The organism is Spiribacter halobius, from assembly GCF_020883455.1.
Lineage (GTDB): Bacteria > Pseudomonadota > Gammaproteobacteria > Nitrococcales > Nitrococcaceae > Sediminicurvatus > Sediminicurvatus halobius.
This window is the reverse complement of record NZ_CP086615.1, coordinates 648853-663563: the sequence shown is the minus strand read 5'-3', so window position 1 is coordinate 663563 and position 14711 is coordinate 648853. Positions and strand designations below refer to the sequence as shown.

Sequence of the window (14711 nt, the reverse complement as noted above, 5' to 3'; positions counted from 1 at the left end):
GAGTGTGAGCGTGCCATGCGACGGGGACTGATCCCGGCGGCGCTGGCCGGCGTACTGCTGGCCGGCTGCCAGAACCTGCCGATCGAGCTGCCGGAGGGAGCCGACGGGCGTGAACCGGACGCGGAGGCGCCGGCCCCGCGCCCGCGCCCGCAGCCGGTGGCGCTGGATCTGCTCGCCTTCTATGCGCGCAGCGACGGACTCGGGCCGGAGGCGCTGCGCGAGCGGGCCGAGGCGCTGGAGCCGCGGGCGAGCGCCCCCGGGTGCTCCGAGGCGCGGCTGCGCTCTGCTATCCTGCGGCTGCGATTGCCACCAGAGCAGGCGGGGGACATCGAGCGGCGCCTCGCCCCCTGTACCGGCGGCAGCGTGGAGCCGGCCCGCGCCCATCTCGCCGGGCTGCTGGGGGATCTGCTCGACGCCCGGCGCAGCGGCGCGAGCACGGCGGCGGAGCTGCGGCAGCGGCTCAGTGAGGCCGAGTCCCGCGTGGAGGCTCTGGGCGCGGAGAACGAACGACTGCGCGAGCAGCTGGAGGGCCTGAAGGCCATCGAGCGCAGCATCCAGGAGCGAGACCGCTCGCAGGGGAACTGACCATGACCACTGGCCACCGCATTCTCGTCGTCGACGACGACCCGGGCGTGCTGCGCCTGCTCTGTATCCGGCTGCGCTCCCAGGGCTACGAGGTGGCCACGGCGGAGAGCGGCGAGGAGGCCCTGGCCAACGTGGCCGGCGTGCGCCCGCATCTGGTCATCACCGACCTGCGCATGGACGGCATGGACGGCATGACGCTGTTCCAGAACCTGCGCCGGCGTCATCCCAACCTGCCGGTGATCATCCTCACCGCCCACGGCTCCATACCGGATGCCGTCGAGGCCACCAAGAGCGGCGTCTTCGGCTTCATCCCCAAGCCCTTCGAGGCGCCGGCGCTGCTCGAGCAGGTGGAGAGCGCGATCCGCCTCTCCGGCGCCCGGAGCGAGGCCACCGAGAGCGAGAACGAGGCCTGGCGCGCCCACATCCTCACCCGCTCGCCGGCGATGGAGGACGTCCTGCAGCGCGCGCGCATGGTGGCGCCAAGCGAGGCGAGCGTGTTCATCCACGGCGACAGCGGCACCGGCAAGGAACTGCTCGCCCGCGCCGTGCACCAGGCGAGCCGCCGCGCCGATGGGGCCTTTGTCGCGGTCAACTGTGGTGCCATCCCGGAGAACCTTCTGGAGTCGGAGCTCTTCGGCCACAGGAAGGGCGCCTTCACCGGCGCCACCAGCGATCACGAGGGGCTGTTCAAGGCCGCCGACGGGGGCACGCTGTTCCTCGACGAGATCGGCGACATGCCCCTGTCGCTGCAGGTGAAGCTGCTCCGGGTGCTCCAGGAGCAGCAGATCCGCCCGGTGGGCTCCACCCGCGCCCTGCCGGTGGACGTGCGCATCATCTCCGCCACCCATCGGGACCTCGAGGACGAGATGGCCGAAGGCCGCTTCCGCGAGGACCTCTATTACCGCCTGAACGTGGTCAGCCTGTCGCTGCCGCCGCTCGCCGAGCGCCGCGAGGACATCCCGCTCCTCGCCAACCACTTTCTCTCCCAGCTCGCCGCCAAGTACGGCAAGCGCCTGCGCGGCTTCGCCCCCGAGGCCATGGAGCGGCTGGTGAGCGCGCCCTGGCGCGGCAATATCCGCCAGCTCTACAACGTCGTGGAACAGGCGGCAATACTCTCCACGGCCCCCATCGTGCCGGACGACCTGGTCCAGAGCGCCCTGCGCGATGACACCCCGGGCCTGCCTGCCTTCGCCGACGCCCGACGGGACTTCGAGCGCGACTACCTCGTGAAGCTGCTGCAGATCACCGAGGGCAACGTCAGCCAGGCCGCGCGCCTCGCCCGGCGCAACCGGACCGAGTTCTACAAGCTGCTGAACCGGCACGACCTCAACCCGAGCCTGTTCAAGCAGGCACGCTGACCCCCCGGCCTGTCGCCATCCGGCGACAGCGCGGGCCGCCGCCGCGCAGACCGCCTGATCGCCCGCCGCACGGCTGGATTTCTGCCCGTGAGGGCCGGCACAGCCCCCGCTGCCCCTCCCGCCCGTCTCCCGCCGGCAACAGCTGAACCGGCTCCAGCGCCGTCGACGGCGGCAGAAATTGTCAGAAAACCTGACAGAACAGCGAGATGAGGATCCTGGCACGGCGTTTGCTACCTGCAGGACAAGGCGGGCCACCGCGAGGCCCGCCACGGTTACGCACCTGCAGGTGTTCGAAAGCCCCGTCACCCCCTCATTCCGGCCTGCAGGTGCCTTCTACAGACAGACCCCCGGTCGCCGCAGGGCGGCCGGGGGTCCGCTTTTTCCGGCTTGCGCCGAGGGCCCCGGATGTTTAGTGTTCCGTCTGAGCGATGCGCTGCATCTTCTGGAGATGGCAACAAATTATTCCCCGCCCGAACGTGATCGCCGGCACCCGGTGATGGCTGCGCCACGCGGGGATGGACGGACGGCTTGCACGATCAGCCCACCGCGCCGCACACCCTCGCCCTGCGCGTGTACTACGAGGACACGGATGCCGGAGGCGTCGCCTACCATACGAGCTACCTGCGCTGGTTCGAGCGCGGGCGCACCGAATGGCTGCGGGCGCTCGGCTTCGGCCAGGCCGAGCTCACCGAGCGTACCGGGCGGCTGTTCGTGGTCCGTTCCCTGAGCGTGGACTACCTCGCGCCGGCGCGGTTGGACGACCGGCTGCAGGTGCTCACCCGGGCCGCCCGCCGGGGCCGGGCGCGGCTTTGCTTTCACCAGGAGACCCACGCCCTGGCGCCCGCGGAGGCCACCCTCTGTCGGGGGCGGGTCGAGGTGGTCTGCATGGACACCACGGGCCGGCCGCGGCCGCTGCCCCCAGAGATCTGCACGAGGCTCGACGATGTCGGTTGACCTTTCCATCATGCACCTGGTGCTGGAGGCGAGCCTCGTCGTCCAGCTGGTGATGCTCATCCTGCTCGCGGCCTCGGTGACCTCCTGGGCCCTGATCTTCCGCAAGCACCGGGCGCTGCGTCAGGCGCAGTCCGGGGCCGAGGAATTCGAGGACCGCTTCTGGTCCGGCGGCAATCTCGCCGAGATCTACAGCCAGGTCAGCCAGCCCCACGAGGAGACCGGCGGCATGGAGCGGATCTTCCGTGCCGGCTTCCGCGAGTTCTCGCGCATGCGCAAGCAGCAGGCGGGCGCGGAATCCACCGTCGAGGCGTCGCACCGGGCGATGCGGGTCTCGCTCACCCGGGAGCTGGACCAGCTCGAGGCCTACGTGCCGTTCCTCGCCACCGTGGGCTCCACCAGCCCCTATGTCGGCCTGTTCGGCACGGTCTGGGGCATCATGAATTCCTTCCGCGCGCTCGGGAACATGCAGCAGGCGACGCTGGCCACGGTTGCGCCGGGCATCGCCGAGGCCCTGATCGCCACCGCCCTCGGCCTGTTTGCCGCGATCCCGGCGGTGATTGCCTACAACCGCTGCGCCAGCCAGATCGAGCGGCTCACCAACCGCTACGAGATCTTCGTCGAGGAGTTCACCAGCATCCTGCAGCGCCACGTGCACAGCCAGAACCTGCCGCGCGCGAGCGCGGCGGAGTAGGGAGGCACCGGTGAAGGGAGGCATCACTGCCGGTACCCGTCGCACGCGCCGCCGGCCGATGGCGGAGATCAACGTCGTCCCCTACATCGACGTCATGCTCGTGCTGCTGGTGATCTTCATGGTGACCGCGCCGCTGCTCTACCAGGGCGTGGAGATCGAGCTGCCCCAGGCCGGCAGCGAGCCGCTGCCCCAGGAGGAGCGCGAGCCGGTGATCGTGGAGGTGGACCGGGAGGGCCGCTTCTACCTCAGCATCGGCGCCCAGGCGGACGATGAGCCGGTCTCCGCCCGGGAGGTGGTGGTGAACGTCACTGCCGTGATGCGCGAGCAGCCCCAGACACCGGTACTGGTGCGCGGGGACGCCGGGGTGCCCTACGGCCGGGTGATCGAGATCATGGCCGCGCTGAAGCAGGCCGGCGTCCCTCAGGTGGGGCTGATGACGCAGCCGCCGGCGGAGGGCTGAGCATGGCCGGCCGCGATCTTCTCTACGTCTTCTACTCGATACTCGCCCACGTCGCCCTCCTCGGGCTGTTCGCGCTGAGCCTCAACCTCGCGCCCACCACCCGGGGCGCGGACGACGACGGCGAGGCGATCCAGGCCATCGCCGTGGAGGAGCAGGAGGTGGAGCAGGCCGTGGAGCGGCTGGAGGCCGAGCGCGAGGCGCAGCGGCGTGAGCGCGAGGAGGCGCTGGCGGAGCTGGAGGCTCAGCGGCAGGCGGAACAGGAGCGGCTGGAGGCCCTGCGCGAGGAGCAGGCGCGCCTCGAGGCCGAGCGCGAGGCGGAGCGTCAGGCCGCCGAGGAGGCCGCCGCGCAGGCCGAGCGGGAACGCGAGGCGGCCGAGCAGGCCCGGCGCGAGCGGGAGGCGCAGGAGCAGGCGCGCCAGGAAGCGGAAGCCCAGGCGCGACGCGAGCGCGAGGCTGCCGAACAGGCCCGGCGCGAGGCCGAGGAACAGGCACGGCGGGAGCGCGAGGCCGCGGAGCAGGCGCGCCGGGAACAGGAGGCCGCGGAACAGGCCCGCCGCGAAGCCGAGGAGCAGGCGCGCCGGGAGGCCGAGGAGCAGGCTCGGCGCGAGGCGGAGGAACAGGCACGCCGGGAGGCCGAGGAGCAGGCCCGGCGCGAGGCGGAGGAACAGGCACGCCGGGAGGCCGAGGAGCAGGCCCGGCGCGAAGCCGAGGAACAGGCGCGACGCGAGCGCGAGCAGGCGCTCCGCGAGGAGATGCGGCGTGAAGCCGAGGCCCGGGAACAGGCCGCCCGCGAGCGGCGCATCGCCCAGGCCCGCAGCCAGTACGATGCCGCCATCCGCGACAAGGTCCGGCGCAGCTGGACCCGCCCCGCAGGCACCCCGGATGGGCTGTCCTGCGTGGTGGAGGTCCGGCTCGGCGCCGGTGGCACGGTGCTCGAAGCCCGCGTGGTGGAGAGCAGCGGCAACCCCGCCTTCGACCGCTCGGCGGAGACGGCCGTCCTGCGCGCCGACCCGCTGCCAATGCCCGACGACCCCGAGCTCGCCGCTCCCTATCGCCAGGGCGTGCGATTCGAGTTCCGCCCCGATGAGTGAACAGCTGGCTTACACTACCCGCCGCCCGCAATGGCGACGGGCCAAGACCCACGGCAAGGGGGACCTCATGTTGCGGCTGCTGTGCCTGCTCCTCGCCCTCGCACTGGCCGCCCCGGCGGCGGGCCAGGTGCGCATCGAGATCACCGGCGGCGCCGAGGGCGCGCTGCCCATCGCGGTGGTGCCTTTTCAGGTGGGCGCCGGCGCCGTGCCGCCGACAACGGACATGGCCGGGATCATCCGCGCCGACCTCTACCGCAGCGGCCTGTTCGACCCGCTCGACCCGGAGAACCACCTCGGCCAGCCGAGCCGTTTCGAGGACGTCCGCTTCCAGAACTGGCGCGCCCTCGGCGCGGACAGCCTGGTGGTGGGCCGCATCGAGGGCGGAGCCGAGGGCCGCTATACGGTCCGCTACGAGCTGCTGGACGTCTACGGCGGCGACCGGCTGGAGGGCAAGCGCTTCCGCGTCAACGCCGACGCCCTGCGCCCGCTCGCCCACACCATCAGCGACGAGATCTTCCAGCGCCTGATCGGCCGCCCGGGCGGCTTCAATACGCGCATCGCCTACGTCCAGGTCGAGGGCAGCGGCGACGAGCAGCAGCACAAGCTCGTGATCGCCCAGGCGGACGGTCACGGGCCGCAGACCATCCTCACCTCGGGCCGGCCGATCCTCTCCCCGGACTGGTCTCCCGACGGCGAGCGCATCGCCTACGTCTCCTTCGAGTCCGGGCGCGACCAGCGCATCTTCGTGCAGACGGTGGCAAGCGGGGCGCGCGAGGTGGTGGCCGACTACCCCGGTTTGAACGGCGCCCCGGCCTGGTCCCCGGACGGCGAGCGCCTGGCGGTGACCCTCTCCAAGGACGGCAACCCGGACATCTACATCCTGACGCCAGGCAGTGACCGGCAGCCCCGCCGGGTGACCCGGCACTTCGGCATCGACACCGAGCCCGCCTGGTCGCCGGACGGCGAGCACCTGTACTTCACCTCCGACCGCGGTGGCAGCCCGCAGGTCTACCGCGTCGCCGCCGATGGCGGCGAGGCGGAACGGGTCACCTTCCAGGGCAGCTACAACGCGAGCCCGGACCTCTCCACGGACGGCCGGCTGATGACCTTCGTCCATCGCCAGGACGGCAACTTCCGCATCGCCGTCATGGACCTCGAGCGCGAGCTCATGCGGGTGCTCACCGAGGGCTCGCTGGACGAATCGCCGAGCTTCTCGGCAAGCGGTACGATGATCGCGTACACCCGGGCCACCGGCGGAGACAGCGAGCTCGCCACCGTGTCCGTCTACGGCCGCGCCCAGGGCGAGCTCACCGACTTCCCCGCCGAGGTGCGCGAGCCGGACTGGTCGCCGCTGCCGCAATGATTACCCTCTACCCCAAGCTCTCGCCCCTGCGATACGGAGTGCTCACCATGAAGACGGTTACCCGCTGGCTGCTGATCCTGCTGGTGGCCGCCGCCGTTGCCGGCTGCGCCACCACCGACGACGAGATCGGCGACGAAGAGATGCGCGAGATGGACGAGGCCGCCGAGCGCGCGGCCGCCGAGCGCGAGGCCGAGCGTGCCCGGCGCGAGGCGGAGGAAGCCGAAGCCGCCGGTGCCGCGGGCGCGGCCGGCTTCGAGGGCGATGCCCTGGAGGACCCGGACAGCCCGCTTTCCGAGCGCGTGATCTATTTCGAATTCGACAGCAGCAACATCGACGCCGAAGGCATCGAGCTGCTGGAGGCGCACGCCGACTACCTCGCCGAGAACCCCCAGCGGCGCGTGCTGGTGGAGGGCCACACCGACGAGCGCGGCTCCCGCGAGTACAACCTGGCCCTCGGCGAGCGCCGTGCCCAGGCCGTTGCCCGTGTGCTGCAGCTCAACGGCGTGGACGACGACCAGGTGGAGACCCTGAGCTACGGCGAGGAGCAGCCCGCCGCGAACGGCAGCAACGAGGAGGCCTGGGCGCAGAACCGCCGGGCCGAGCTCGTCTACGAACGCTGAGCCAACGACGCCCGAGGTTGCCATGACCATCGCCCGTCCCCTCTCCGCCCTCGCCCTCGCCGCCGCCCTCGCGTTCGCGGCGGGGCCGGCGGCGGCCCAGTCCAACAGCGAGCTGAACGAGCGCCTGGAGCGGATCGAGCGCCGGCTCGAGAGCAGCGCGCTCATCGAGCTCATGAACAGCTCCGAGGCCCTGCGCCAGGAGGTCAGCGCCCTGCGCGGGGATATCGAGGTCCTGCGTCGGGAGGTGCAGTCCCTTAAGGAGCGCCAGCGCGAGATCTACGTGGACGTCGACGAACGTCTGCGGGCACTGGAGACGGCCGCCGCGGAGAGCGATTCCGACGGCAGCGACGACGACACCGCCGACGCCGACGGCGAGCGCGCGGACGACGGCGATGGCGGCCCGGACACTACCAGCGGCGAGACGCCACCGGAGGGCGGCGACGCCGCCGGCGCCGGGGATGCTGACGGCGCCGCCGATGACGAGCCCGGCGCGGGCGAGTCCGAGGCCTACCAGGCCGCCTTCGATACCCTGCGCGAGGGCCGCTACGACCAGGCCGCCGAGCAGTTCCGGCGCTTCCTCGAGGACTACCCGGACAGCCGCCTCGCTGCCAACGCCCGCTACTGGCTCGGCGAGTCCCACTACGTCGTGCGCGAGTTCGACGCCGCCCTGGAGCACTTCGAGCAGGTCCTCGAAGACTACCCGGACAGTAACAAGCGCCCGGACGCCCTGCTCAAGATCGGCTTCGTCCACTTCGAGGAGGAACGCACCGAGGAGGCGCGCACTGCCCTGCAGCAGGTGGTCGAGGAATACCCTGACACCACCGCCGCCAACCTCGCCCAGCAGCGTCTCGATCGCCTCTGACCGAACAGCCGCGGGCGGCGGCGCCATTGCCGCCTCCGCCCGGGCCCGCTACCATTTCGCCGGCAACCGGGCCGTTAGCTCAGCTGGTAGAGCATCGGACTTTTAATCCGCTGGTCGCTGGTTCGAATCCAGCACGGCCCACCAGAAAAAACAGGCAGTTGCGGATCGCTGTGACTGCCTTTTTCCCCGCCAAGTCACAGCATAGTCACCGGGCTTCCCCGCTCATACCAACGCGGAGGAAGTACCATGCCATCCGAATCCTTTGACGCCCTGTTCAGCGACGCCGGCGTGGAGCTGAACCACGCCAGAACCGCCGCCCGCCGCATCATCGCCTCCTGTGCTGAAGATCTCGGCGACAACCTGCAAGACGTCGAGGCGCAGCGCGAGCTGGAGGGGCTGATCGCGTGCCTTGTGTCGCAGATCGAGAAAGCCGCTCAGCGCCACGAGCAGGCGGAGCTGGCGCACATGCGGGAGACGAAGCCCGCCGAGGGCAGCCTGCGCCAGCGCCTACGTATGCCCCACATCGAGGCCGCCGCCGCCACGCTCACCGATGCCGTGCGGACACTGGAGAGCATCGGCTTTCGCCTGCGGGACCAGGAGAACGACGAGGCCAGCGCCGTGCTGTCGGTGGTCGCCGCGTTGCGAGAGGCGGACGGCGCCCTGGAGGAGTACCTCTCCGGGAGGGCCGCGGGATGAGCTTCGAGCGCTGGTGCGCCCACTACGGGTATGCGCCGGACAGCGAGGAGGCCGCCGTGGACTATCGGCGGTATCTGGAGGGGCTGGAGCTGGTCAGGTCGCTATATTGCCCTGTGGATGCCCTACACAACGCCCGAGAGGAGGCCGACTGATGAGTGACAGGGATAAAGGTATCGCCGCCATTGAGGAGGCCATTGCGCAGGGCTTCCATGCGATGGTCATTGAAGACAGCAACTCCGTAACGGTACAGCCCCTCACAGACGTCGGGTATCGGTCCATCCAGTCGCTACTGGAGGAAGTCGGAGCCCCGGATACGGTGCTAGCCAGGCTCAGCGAGAAGCGGCAAGGACACTACGTCGCCGCCGTACCGCTCCAAGCAAAGCCCAAGGATTTGGCTGAGGCTTTGATCTTGGAACATGGGTTGCCGCGAGGGTCGGTCGGATTGCTCGTCAACATGACGGAGATAACCCCCATCCCGATGGGTGAGTCGATCAACTGACTCAACACCAGCCCCACAGAGCCCGGCCACGCGCCGGGCTTTTTGATTTCACGATGGTGAGAATGCGCCATTCATAAGGGTGAGAAATTCGGAGCAACGGCGCCCCTTTGGCCCCAATGACCGATCAGCTACAGTCGCGCGATGCCAATAACGATCCACCCCAAGGTCGGCCAAATACTGCTGTGTGACTTCTCCCGCGGGTTTAAGGAACCTGAGATGGTTAAGCCCGAGCGGCCAGTCATTGTGCTCTCGCCGGAGATGAAGGGTCGGCCAAGGCTGGTGACCGTTGTGGCGCTGAGCACGACACCCCCGAATCCCGTCATGCCCTACCACTTGGAGCTACCTCGCGCGTGCCTACCGCAGCTTGGCCGCTTCCAGGACCGGAGGTCATGGGTTAAAGGCGACATGGTCTATGCGGTAGGCTTCCATCGCCTAGAACTGATTCGGCTCGGCAAGCGGGATCCAAATACCGGCAAGCGGTTGTACTTTAAGGACCGGCTCGGCCGAGAGAGGATGCGAGATGTTTACGCCTGCGTCCTACAAGCATTGAACCTTGGCCGCCTAGAGCCGCACCTATAGCCAGAATCGAGTAGCCGGGGCGGTCACCCGCCCCGGCTCTCACACCACCGTACGTACGGGGCCGTATACGGCGGTTCACGCAGCGCTCGCAAGTCGACGGTGCTCGCCGAGGAAGCTCACGAGACCCTGACGGTGCAGCCAGCGCGCGGGGATGGCCACGTGCATGTGGGCCGCCCCCGCGTTCCACCACGGGCCACGCCCGTTGGTGGCGGAGCGATACGCTCGCAGGCGCTCGACACCGTGCTGCATCAGCCGCCGGGCGCGGGTGCGCCAGCGCTTCCACTGCCGCCACAGCAGGCAACGCAGGCGGCGCCGGAGCCACTGGTCCAGCGCCTCGAACGCCGCCTTGACTTCGGCGAAGCGGAAGTAGGCCACCCAGCCCCGGATGAGCGGCTGCAGCGCCGCCAGCACCCGCTGCAGGTGGCGGCCCCGCCCGCGGCGCAGCGCGGCCCGCAGGCGGGCCTTGAGCCGCTGCACCGAGCTGGGGGCCACCCGCAGCCGCGGCTCACGGTGCGCGGTCATGCTGTAGCCGAGCAGCGTGCGCTTCCACGGGCGGTCCACCGCACTCTTCTCACGGTTGACCACCAGGCGCAGCCGCCGCCACAGGAACCGCTCCAGCGATGCCAGCACGCGCGCACCCGCTTCGGGCGAGCGCACGTAGACGCTGACGTCATCGGCGTAACGCACGAAGCGGTGGCCGCGCCGCTCCAGCTCCCGGTCGAGCTCGTCCAGCAGGACGTTCGAGAGCAGGGGCGAGAGCGGCCCGCCCTGCGGCGTCCCCGCCGCCCGCGGCGAGACCACGCCACCGGCCATCACCCCGGCCTGCAGGTAGCGCCGGATCAGGCGCAGCACCCGCCGGTCCTCGATCCGACGCGCTAACCGGGCCATCAGCACGTCATGATTGACCCGGTCGAAGAACTGCGCCAGATCGAGGTCCACGACCCAGCGCTGCCCCGCCGCCACGTGCCCGCGGGCACGCTCGACGGCCTGATGGGCACTGCGCCCCGGGCGAAAGCCGTAGCTCTCACCCGAGAACGTCGGGTCGAGGATCGGGGTGAGCACCTGCACCAGCGCCTGCTGGATCAGCCGGTCGACCACGGTCGGGATGCCCAGTGCCCGGGAGCCACCCCCGGGCTTGGGGATCTTCACCTCCCGTACCGGCGAGGGACGGTACGTCCCCTCCAGCAGCCGCTCGCGGATCGACGACCAGTGCGCCTGGCAGTAGGCCCACAGCTCATCGACGGTCACTCCGTCGATGCCGGGGGCCCCCCGGTTGCGCACCACCCGCCGGTAGGCCGCCATCAGGTTCTCGCGACACAGCGCCGCCTCCAGCAGCGCCGTCGACTCGGACCCGGCTCGTCTCGAGCGCGCCGCAGCCGCTTGGCGTCCATCACCCGTACCTCCGACGGTTCCGCCGTCAGCCCTCCGGGGATGCGGCAACCTCTCAGCCGCCTCGCCTACGCCTGCTTCGGCCATCGAGCACTCCAGTGCCGGATCGGCTCCACGCGTTCGGCCCTTCGCCGCCCTGTGCCGGCGACTACTATGGCCTCGGCTGACTTCTGCCAGGCCTTCCCGGCACCTCGCGGCGCCGGTAGCTCACAGCAGCCCGACAGACCTCCCGGGGTAAGGCGCGTGACCTTCACTCCACACCCGCCGCATCTACGTATCGCCGCTCCGGGGTGACATCGGGTTCGCAGATCGTTGCCTGCTCGCCCGCGACGACACGCCTCCTATGCGGTTCCTGTTCGTCGGGTCGGAGATTCGCCTGAGGCTTCCTTCAGACAGCACCTCACGATGATGCCCTTGCCGTTCGGCTCGCGGTTCCCGTCACCAGGGCCCGCAGGGGACTTCCACCCCCAGGCCACTTCCCGGCTCGCTTTCGCTCACCGGTTATCCAGCGCCGGTCACGGCGCCGGCGCGCCGTGCCCGGCGCACAACGACAAAGGCCTCCCGAAGGAGGCCTTGAACGCGTCACCGGCCAAGCTTGTCATCGCTTTGGCCGGCACGGCTACGCTGGGCGGACCTTTGCGTAGTCTCGAATGCCCGATGCCTGAGGCAGAGCGGGAACATCCACAGTATGGGCTCGCTGCGGCTCATGTTCAACTTTCCATGCTGCGCCGCACCGCGCTGCTATCCTTCGCATGCCCACCGTCGCCCCGGAAGGCGACGACCGCAGGCAGGGAGTCAGCCGCTATGCGGCGGTGGGCGTCCTCAGGCAACACCGCTTGTACTTCTGCCCGCTCCCGCAGGGGCAGGGCTCATTGCGCCCTACCTTGGCTGAGCGCGCCTGCTCCACCAGCGGCCCGAGGGTGTGCCGGGTGACTTCGCCGTCCATGCGGATGATGGTGGCCTCCACGTCACCGCCGCCGACCAGCTCCGGCTCGCAGCCCTTGAAGCCAGTCTCCCGCGCCCACCGCACGCTCGAATGGTACTGCGCCCGTAGCACCGCAGCCTGGCGCTCGATGGTGGGAACGCCCGATGCGGCGGCCGGGGGGCATACGTCCGGGTCGTTGCCGGAGAAGCTCGGCACCTCGAGTTCCTGAACCTTGCCGCTATGGAAGTCGGTCATCACCCCCGCCATCCGTCCGAGGCGCTTCGACGGACCGGCCACGATCATCTGGTAATTCACGCCACCGCACAGGCCTTCGGGGTCGCCCTGATCCATCAGATTGCGGAACTGGCGCACCAGCTCGGGCACCTCCGGCGAGCCGGGCTTGCGCAGCTCCTCCAGGCGCTCCGCGAGCGCATCGTGGGCCAGCTCGGCGATGTCGGCCGCGATACCGTCGAAGTCGGTATAGCCGCGCTCGTAGACGAGGCGGGCGAACTTGCCGAACACGGTGTTGTTCCCCGAGCCCGTCAGGATGGCGCCCGGCAGCGCGTCCACCTTGTGCAGAGTCACCTGCGAGCCGTCGTGGTTGATAGCCTTCGTGTCGCTCATGGCGACCGCTTCGTCGGCCTTCAGCAACAGGTTGTAGATCGTCACGGTTCACACCTCGCAGTGATGAAGGGTCGATGGGTGATGGCCTGAATGTCCCGCAGGCCGCTTTTCACCACGTCCTCGAAACTCTCGAAGTTGAGAATGGCGTCCTCGAAGGCGCTGGCGAACGTGAAGCCGAGGTCATGGGCGGCGCGGTCAAGACTGCGGGTGCTCTCTCCGGCGTTCTCCGCCTCCTCAGCGATGCGCCGGTAACCTTGAGCGGCCTCGGCGGTGACTTCGGGCAGGTCTACGAGGGGATCAGGGCCGGCGCTGCCGCCGTAGTTCAGGGCAGCGAACCGGCGGGCCTGTCGGCGACGGGCCGCGGCATCCAGAGCGCGTTGCGTGTCTTCGGCAAAGCCGAATCGCAGCCCCGGCAGAGGCAGCTCGGTGGACTGGTTCTGAATCGGGTCCATCTGGACGCGCCCGGGATTCAGCGCGTCCATCTCGGAGGCGAGCCAGACGATCTCCTGTCGAAGCTCCGCAACGCGCCGCGCCGGGAGTTCCAGCCGGCCCATCGTCGCCTCTTCCAGCGTCTCCAGGCGCCGGCCAATGCGGAAGGCCAGGTCCTCGCCCTCACCGATCTCGAAGAACCGCTCCAGCGCCGCTCCGGCCTCCAACAGCTCCCTGCGGAATCCGCCCCTGAGACGAATTGAGAGCCGCCTCAGCCAGTCGTCGAACTTCTCGGCGCTCTCCACCAGGTCCTCGCCGAGCACCGCGTTCAGCTCGTGGGCTCGATCTCGGGAGTCCTCCATAGCGCGGATGCCGTCAGAGAGCGAGGCGGCGATCCGTGGCCCCATCTCCTCGCCGAACAGCTCCGATGCCTTGGCCGCCCGGGTGGCGTTGTTGTCGATCTCGGCGAGCGACCGCAGCGCTTCTTCCAGGACCACCTCGGTATCCCGGACACGGCCACCGGCGTCACGCATCGCGATGCCGAGTTCATCGAATGTGTCCTTGGCGGCACCGCTGCCATCCGCGGCAAGGCCGAGGCGACGGTTCAACCGCTGGAGGGCGGTATCGGTCTGCTGTTCGCTGACGTTCGCCAGCTCGCCGAGGGCGAAGCGCAACTCCTGAAGGGACTCAGCACCGACGCCAGCGGTATCCGCCGCCTTACCGACCTCAGAGGCCGCGGAGATACTTTGCTGCCCAAGGCGGGCGAGCATGCCCGCGCCGGCCACACCGACCAGCGGGCCGATGGCGTTGCGCACGCTGAGCATTCCGCGTGCCCAGCGATTGAATCCTCGGCGGCTGTCCTTGAAACCTCGGTCCGTGCGCTGTAGCTCTCGGCGCAGTTCCTTGAGCTCGCGCTCGGTCATCTCCATCGCCTGGACGCCGCCGCGGGCGTCGCCGGTGACGCGAACGCCAAAGGTGTAGGTCCGGCCTGCCATTACAGGGCCTCCTGGTAGACGGTGTTCGGATCGCTCAGCTCGTTGAGGGCCTCGCGCACCAGGTCGTCGAGGATCTGCTGGCAGACCGCGGTGTCGGTCTCGGGCGTGACCATCGCGGCGGCCTTCGTCGGCAACGCCAGCAGTCGGGCGCGCATCCGCGTGTAGTCGTCGCCGACCACCTCACCAACCGCTGCCGCCTCGACCAGCTCGCCGCGCTCGCGGGCCAGCGCGTATTCCTGTCGGTCGGCCTGCGCCTTCGCGAGCCGGGCGCGCTCGTGGTTCAAGTCGAGCAGCTTGCCGTCCTCGCCCTCGATGAGCCGGGCAATCTCCCGGTCACGCCACCAGGCGACCACTGCGGCCGCGTCGTAGAGGTTCCTGCGGCCTTCCCGCGTCGGTGCCGGGAACTCGGTATCGCGCTGCCACTCGGAGACCGTGCGCACCGTGACGCCGAACAGGTCCGCGAGGTGCTGCTTGCTCAGCTTCATACGGCTATCGCCTCACTCGGGAAGGAACCATAGGCGGTGCTGTGACTGGACAACTTTCGCGCCTCGAATGACCCGCAACAGAGAGTGCCAAGGGGGACCCGAAGGC

General features: G+C 69.8%; 17 protein-coding genes and 1 tRNA gene. 14 read left to right on the top strand and 4 right to left on the bottom strand.

Annotation, left to right across the window (positions count from 1 at the left end; genetic code table 11):
• Positions 1-15 precede the first annotated feature (15 nt).
• The 14 genes from LMH63_RS03070 to LMH63_RS19470 all read left to right on the top strand — a co-directional run bounded on the left by LMH63_RS03070 (position 16) and on the right by LMH63_RS19470 (position 9758).
• Entirely contained in the window at positions 16-585 is a 570-nt protein-coding gene (locus tag LMH63_RS03070; RefSeq protein WP_109680197.1) for a hypothetical protein, read from the top strand.
• A gap of 2 nt (positions 586-587) precedes the next feature.
• A complete protein-coding gene (locus tag LMH63_RS03065; RefSeq protein ID WP_109680198.1) occupies positions 588-1943 on the top strand; it encodes a sigma 54-interacting transcriptional regulator in 1356 nt (451 codons plus the stop codon).
• Positions 1944-2471: 528 nt separating this feature from the next.
• Positions 2472-2897 carry a tol-pal system-associated acyl-CoA thioesterase gene (ybgC, locus tag LMH63_RS03060; RefSeq protein ID WP_199225759.1) on the top strand — a complete coding sequence of 142 codons (426 nt, stop codon included), beginning with the start codon at positions 2472-2474 and terminating at the stop codon, positions 2895-2897.
• Positions 2887-3588, top strand: a complete 702-nt coding sequence (tolQ, locus tag LMH63_RS03055; protein ID WP_109680199.1) for a protein TolQ — start codon at positions 2887-2889, stop codon at positions 3586-3588. Before ybgC ends, tolQ begins: the two co-directional genes overlap by 11 nt.
• 58 nt (positions 3589-3646) lie before the next feature.
• A complete protein-coding gene (gene tolR, locus LMH63_RS03050; RefSeq protein ID WP_109680209.1) occupies positions 3647-4048 on the top strand; it encodes a protein TolR in 402 nt (133 codons plus the stop codon).
• 2 nt (positions 4049-4050) lie between these two features.
• Entirely contained in the window at positions 4051-5139 is a 1089-nt protein-coding gene (gene tolA / locus LMH63_RS03045) for a cell envelope integrity protein TolA (protein WP_109680200.1), read from the top strand.
• Entirely contained in the window at positions 5132-6502 is a 1371-nt protein-coding gene (gene tolB / locus LMH63_RS03040; protein ID WP_229332706.1) for a Tol-Pal system beta propeller repeat protein TolB, read from the top strand. Before tolA ends, tolB begins: the two co-directional genes overlap by 8 nt.
• Before the next feature lie 47 nt (positions 6503-6549).
• Positions 6550-7122, top strand: coding sequence for a peptidoglycan-associated lipoprotein Pal (pal, locus tag LMH63_RS03035; RefSeq protein ID WP_109680210.1), 573 nt, complete (start codon positions 6550-6552; stop codon positions 7120-7122).
• Positions 7123-7144: 22 nt separating this feature from the next.
• Positions 7145-7984 (top strand): tol-pal system protein YbgF, encoded by an 840-nt coding sequence (gene ybgF, locus LMH63_RS03030; RefSeq protein WP_109680202.1) that lies wholly within the window; start codon positions 7145-7147, stop codon positions 7982-7984.
• A gap of 68 nt (positions 7985-8052) precedes the next feature.
• A tRNA-Lys gene (locus LMH63_RS03025) sits at positions 8053-8128 on the top strand.
• A gap of 102 nt (positions 8129-8230) precedes the next feature.
• Positions 8231-8680: a hypothetical protein gene (locus tag LMH63_RS03020; protein WP_109680203.1), complete on the top strand. Its 450-nt coding sequence runs from the start codon at positions 8231-8233 to the stop codon at positions 8678-8680.
• A complete protein-coding gene (locus LMH63_RS03015) occupies positions 8677-8832 on the top strand; it encodes a hypothetical protein (RefSeq protein ID WP_158280484.1) in 156 nt (51 codons plus the stop codon). Before LMH63_RS03020 ends, LMH63_RS03015 begins: the two co-directional genes overlap by 4 nt.
• Positions 8832-9179: a hypothetical protein gene (locus LMH63_RS03010; protein WP_109680204.1), complete on the top strand. Its 348-nt coding sequence runs from the start codon at positions 8832-8834 to the stop codon at positions 9177-9179. Before LMH63_RS03015 ends, LMH63_RS03010 begins: the two co-directional genes overlap by 1 nt.
• Positions 9180-9320: 141 nt before the next feature.
• Positions 9321-9758, top strand: coding sequence for a type II toxin-antitoxin system PemK/MazF family toxin (locus LMH63_RS19470; RefSeq protein WP_109680205.1), 438 nt, complete (start codon positions 9321-9323; stop codon positions 9756-9758).
• A 75-nt stretch (positions 9759-9833) separates the two neighbouring features.
• Here LMH63_RS19470 and ltrA read toward each other — a convergent pair whose 3' ends face one another.
• The 4 genes from ltrA to LMH63_RS02990 all read right to left on the bottom strand — a co-directional run bounded on the left by ltrA (position 9834) and on the right by LMH63_RS02990 (position 14605).
• The gene (ltrA, locus tag LMH63_RS03005) at positions 9834-11060 is read right to left on the bottom strand and encodes a group II intron reverse transcriptase/maturase (protein ID WP_229332588.1); all 1227 of its coding nucleotides are present in this window, start codon (positions 11058-11060) and stop codon (positions 9834-9836) included.
• Between the two features lie 889 nt (positions 11061-11949).
• Positions 11950-12741 (bottom strand): YecA family protein, encoded by a 792-nt coding sequence (locus tag LMH63_RS03000; protein ID WP_199225683.1) that lies wholly within the window; start codon positions 12739-12741, stop codon positions 11950-11952.
• Positions 12738-14120, bottom strand: a complete 1383-nt coding sequence (locus LMH63_RS02995) for a phage tail tape measure protein (protein WP_109679087.1) — start codon at positions 14118-14120, stop codon at positions 12738-12740. The genes LMH63_RS03000 and LMH63_RS02995 overlap by 4 nt, the downstream gene beginning before the upstream one ends.
• On the bottom strand, positions 14120-14605 hold the full coding sequence (locus LMH63_RS02990; protein WP_109679086.1) for a DUF1441 family protein: 486 nt from the start codon (positions 14603-14605) through the stop codon (positions 14120-14122). The genes LMH63_RS02995 and LMH63_RS02990 overlap by 1 nt, the downstream gene beginning before the upstream one ends.
• Between the last annotated feature and the right edge of the window lie 106 nt (positions 14606-14711).

Bases quoted from the DNA above. Each gene is read 5' to 3' on its own strand.
- LMH63_RS03015 (WP_158280484.1), top strand. From the start codon at position 8,677: ATGAGCTTCGAGCGCTGGTGCGCCCACTACGGGTATGCGCCGGACAGC.
- tolA (WP_109680200.1), top strand. From the start codon at position 4,051: ATGGCCGGCCGCGATCTTCTCTACGTCTTCTACTCGATACTCGCCCAC.
- ltrA (WP_229332588.1), bottom strand. From the start codon at position 11,060: ATGGCGGCCTACCGGCGGGTGGTGCGCAACCGGGGGGCCCCCGGCATC.
- tolB (WP_229332706.1), top strand. From the start codon at position 5,132: ATGAGTGAACAGCTGGCTTACACTACCCGCCGCCCGCAATGGCGACGG.
- LMH63_RS03020 (WP_109680203.1), top strand. From the start codon at position 8,231: ATGCCATCCGAATCCTTTGACGCCCTGTTCAGCGACGCCGGCGTGGAG.
- ybgF (WP_109680202.1), top strand. From the start codon at position 7,145: ATGACCATCGCCCGTCCCCTCTCCGCCCTCGCCCTCGCCGCCGCCCTC.
- LMH63_RS02990 (WP_109679086.1), bottom strand. From the start codon at position 14,605: ATGAAGCTGAGCAAGCAGCACCTCGCGGACCTGTTCGGCGTCACGGTG.
- tolQ (WP_109680199.1), top strand. From the start codon at position 2,887: ATGTCGGTTGACCTTTCCATCATGCACCTGGTGCTGGAGGCGAGCCTC.
- tolR (WP_109680209.1), top strand. From the start codon at position 3,647: ATGGCGGAGATCAACGTCGTCCCCTACATCGACGTCATGCTCGTGCTG.
- LMH63_RS19470 (WP_109680205.1), top strand. From the start codon at position 9,321: ATGCCAATAACGATCCACCCCAAGGTCGGCCAAATACTGCTGTGTGAC.
- pal (WP_109680210.1), top strand. From the start codon at position 6,550: ATGAAGACGGTTACCCGCTGGCTGCTGATCCTGCTGGTGGCCGCCGCC.
- LMH63_RS02995 (WP_109679087.1), bottom strand. From the start codon at position 14,120: ATGGCAGGCCGGACCTACACCTTTGGCGTTCGCGTCACCGGCGACGCC.
- LMH63_RS03010 (WP_109680204.1), top strand. From the start codon at position 8,832: ATGAGTGACAGGGATAAAGGTATCGCCGCCATTGAGGAGGCCATTGCG.
- LMH63_RS03070 (WP_109680197.1), top strand. From the start codon at position 16: ATGCGACGGGGACTGATCCCGGCGGCGCTGGCCGGCGTACTGCTGGCC.
- LMH63_RS03065 (WP_109680198.1), top strand. From the start codon at position 588: ATGACCACTGGCCACCGCATTCTCGTCGTCGACGACGACCCGGGCGTG.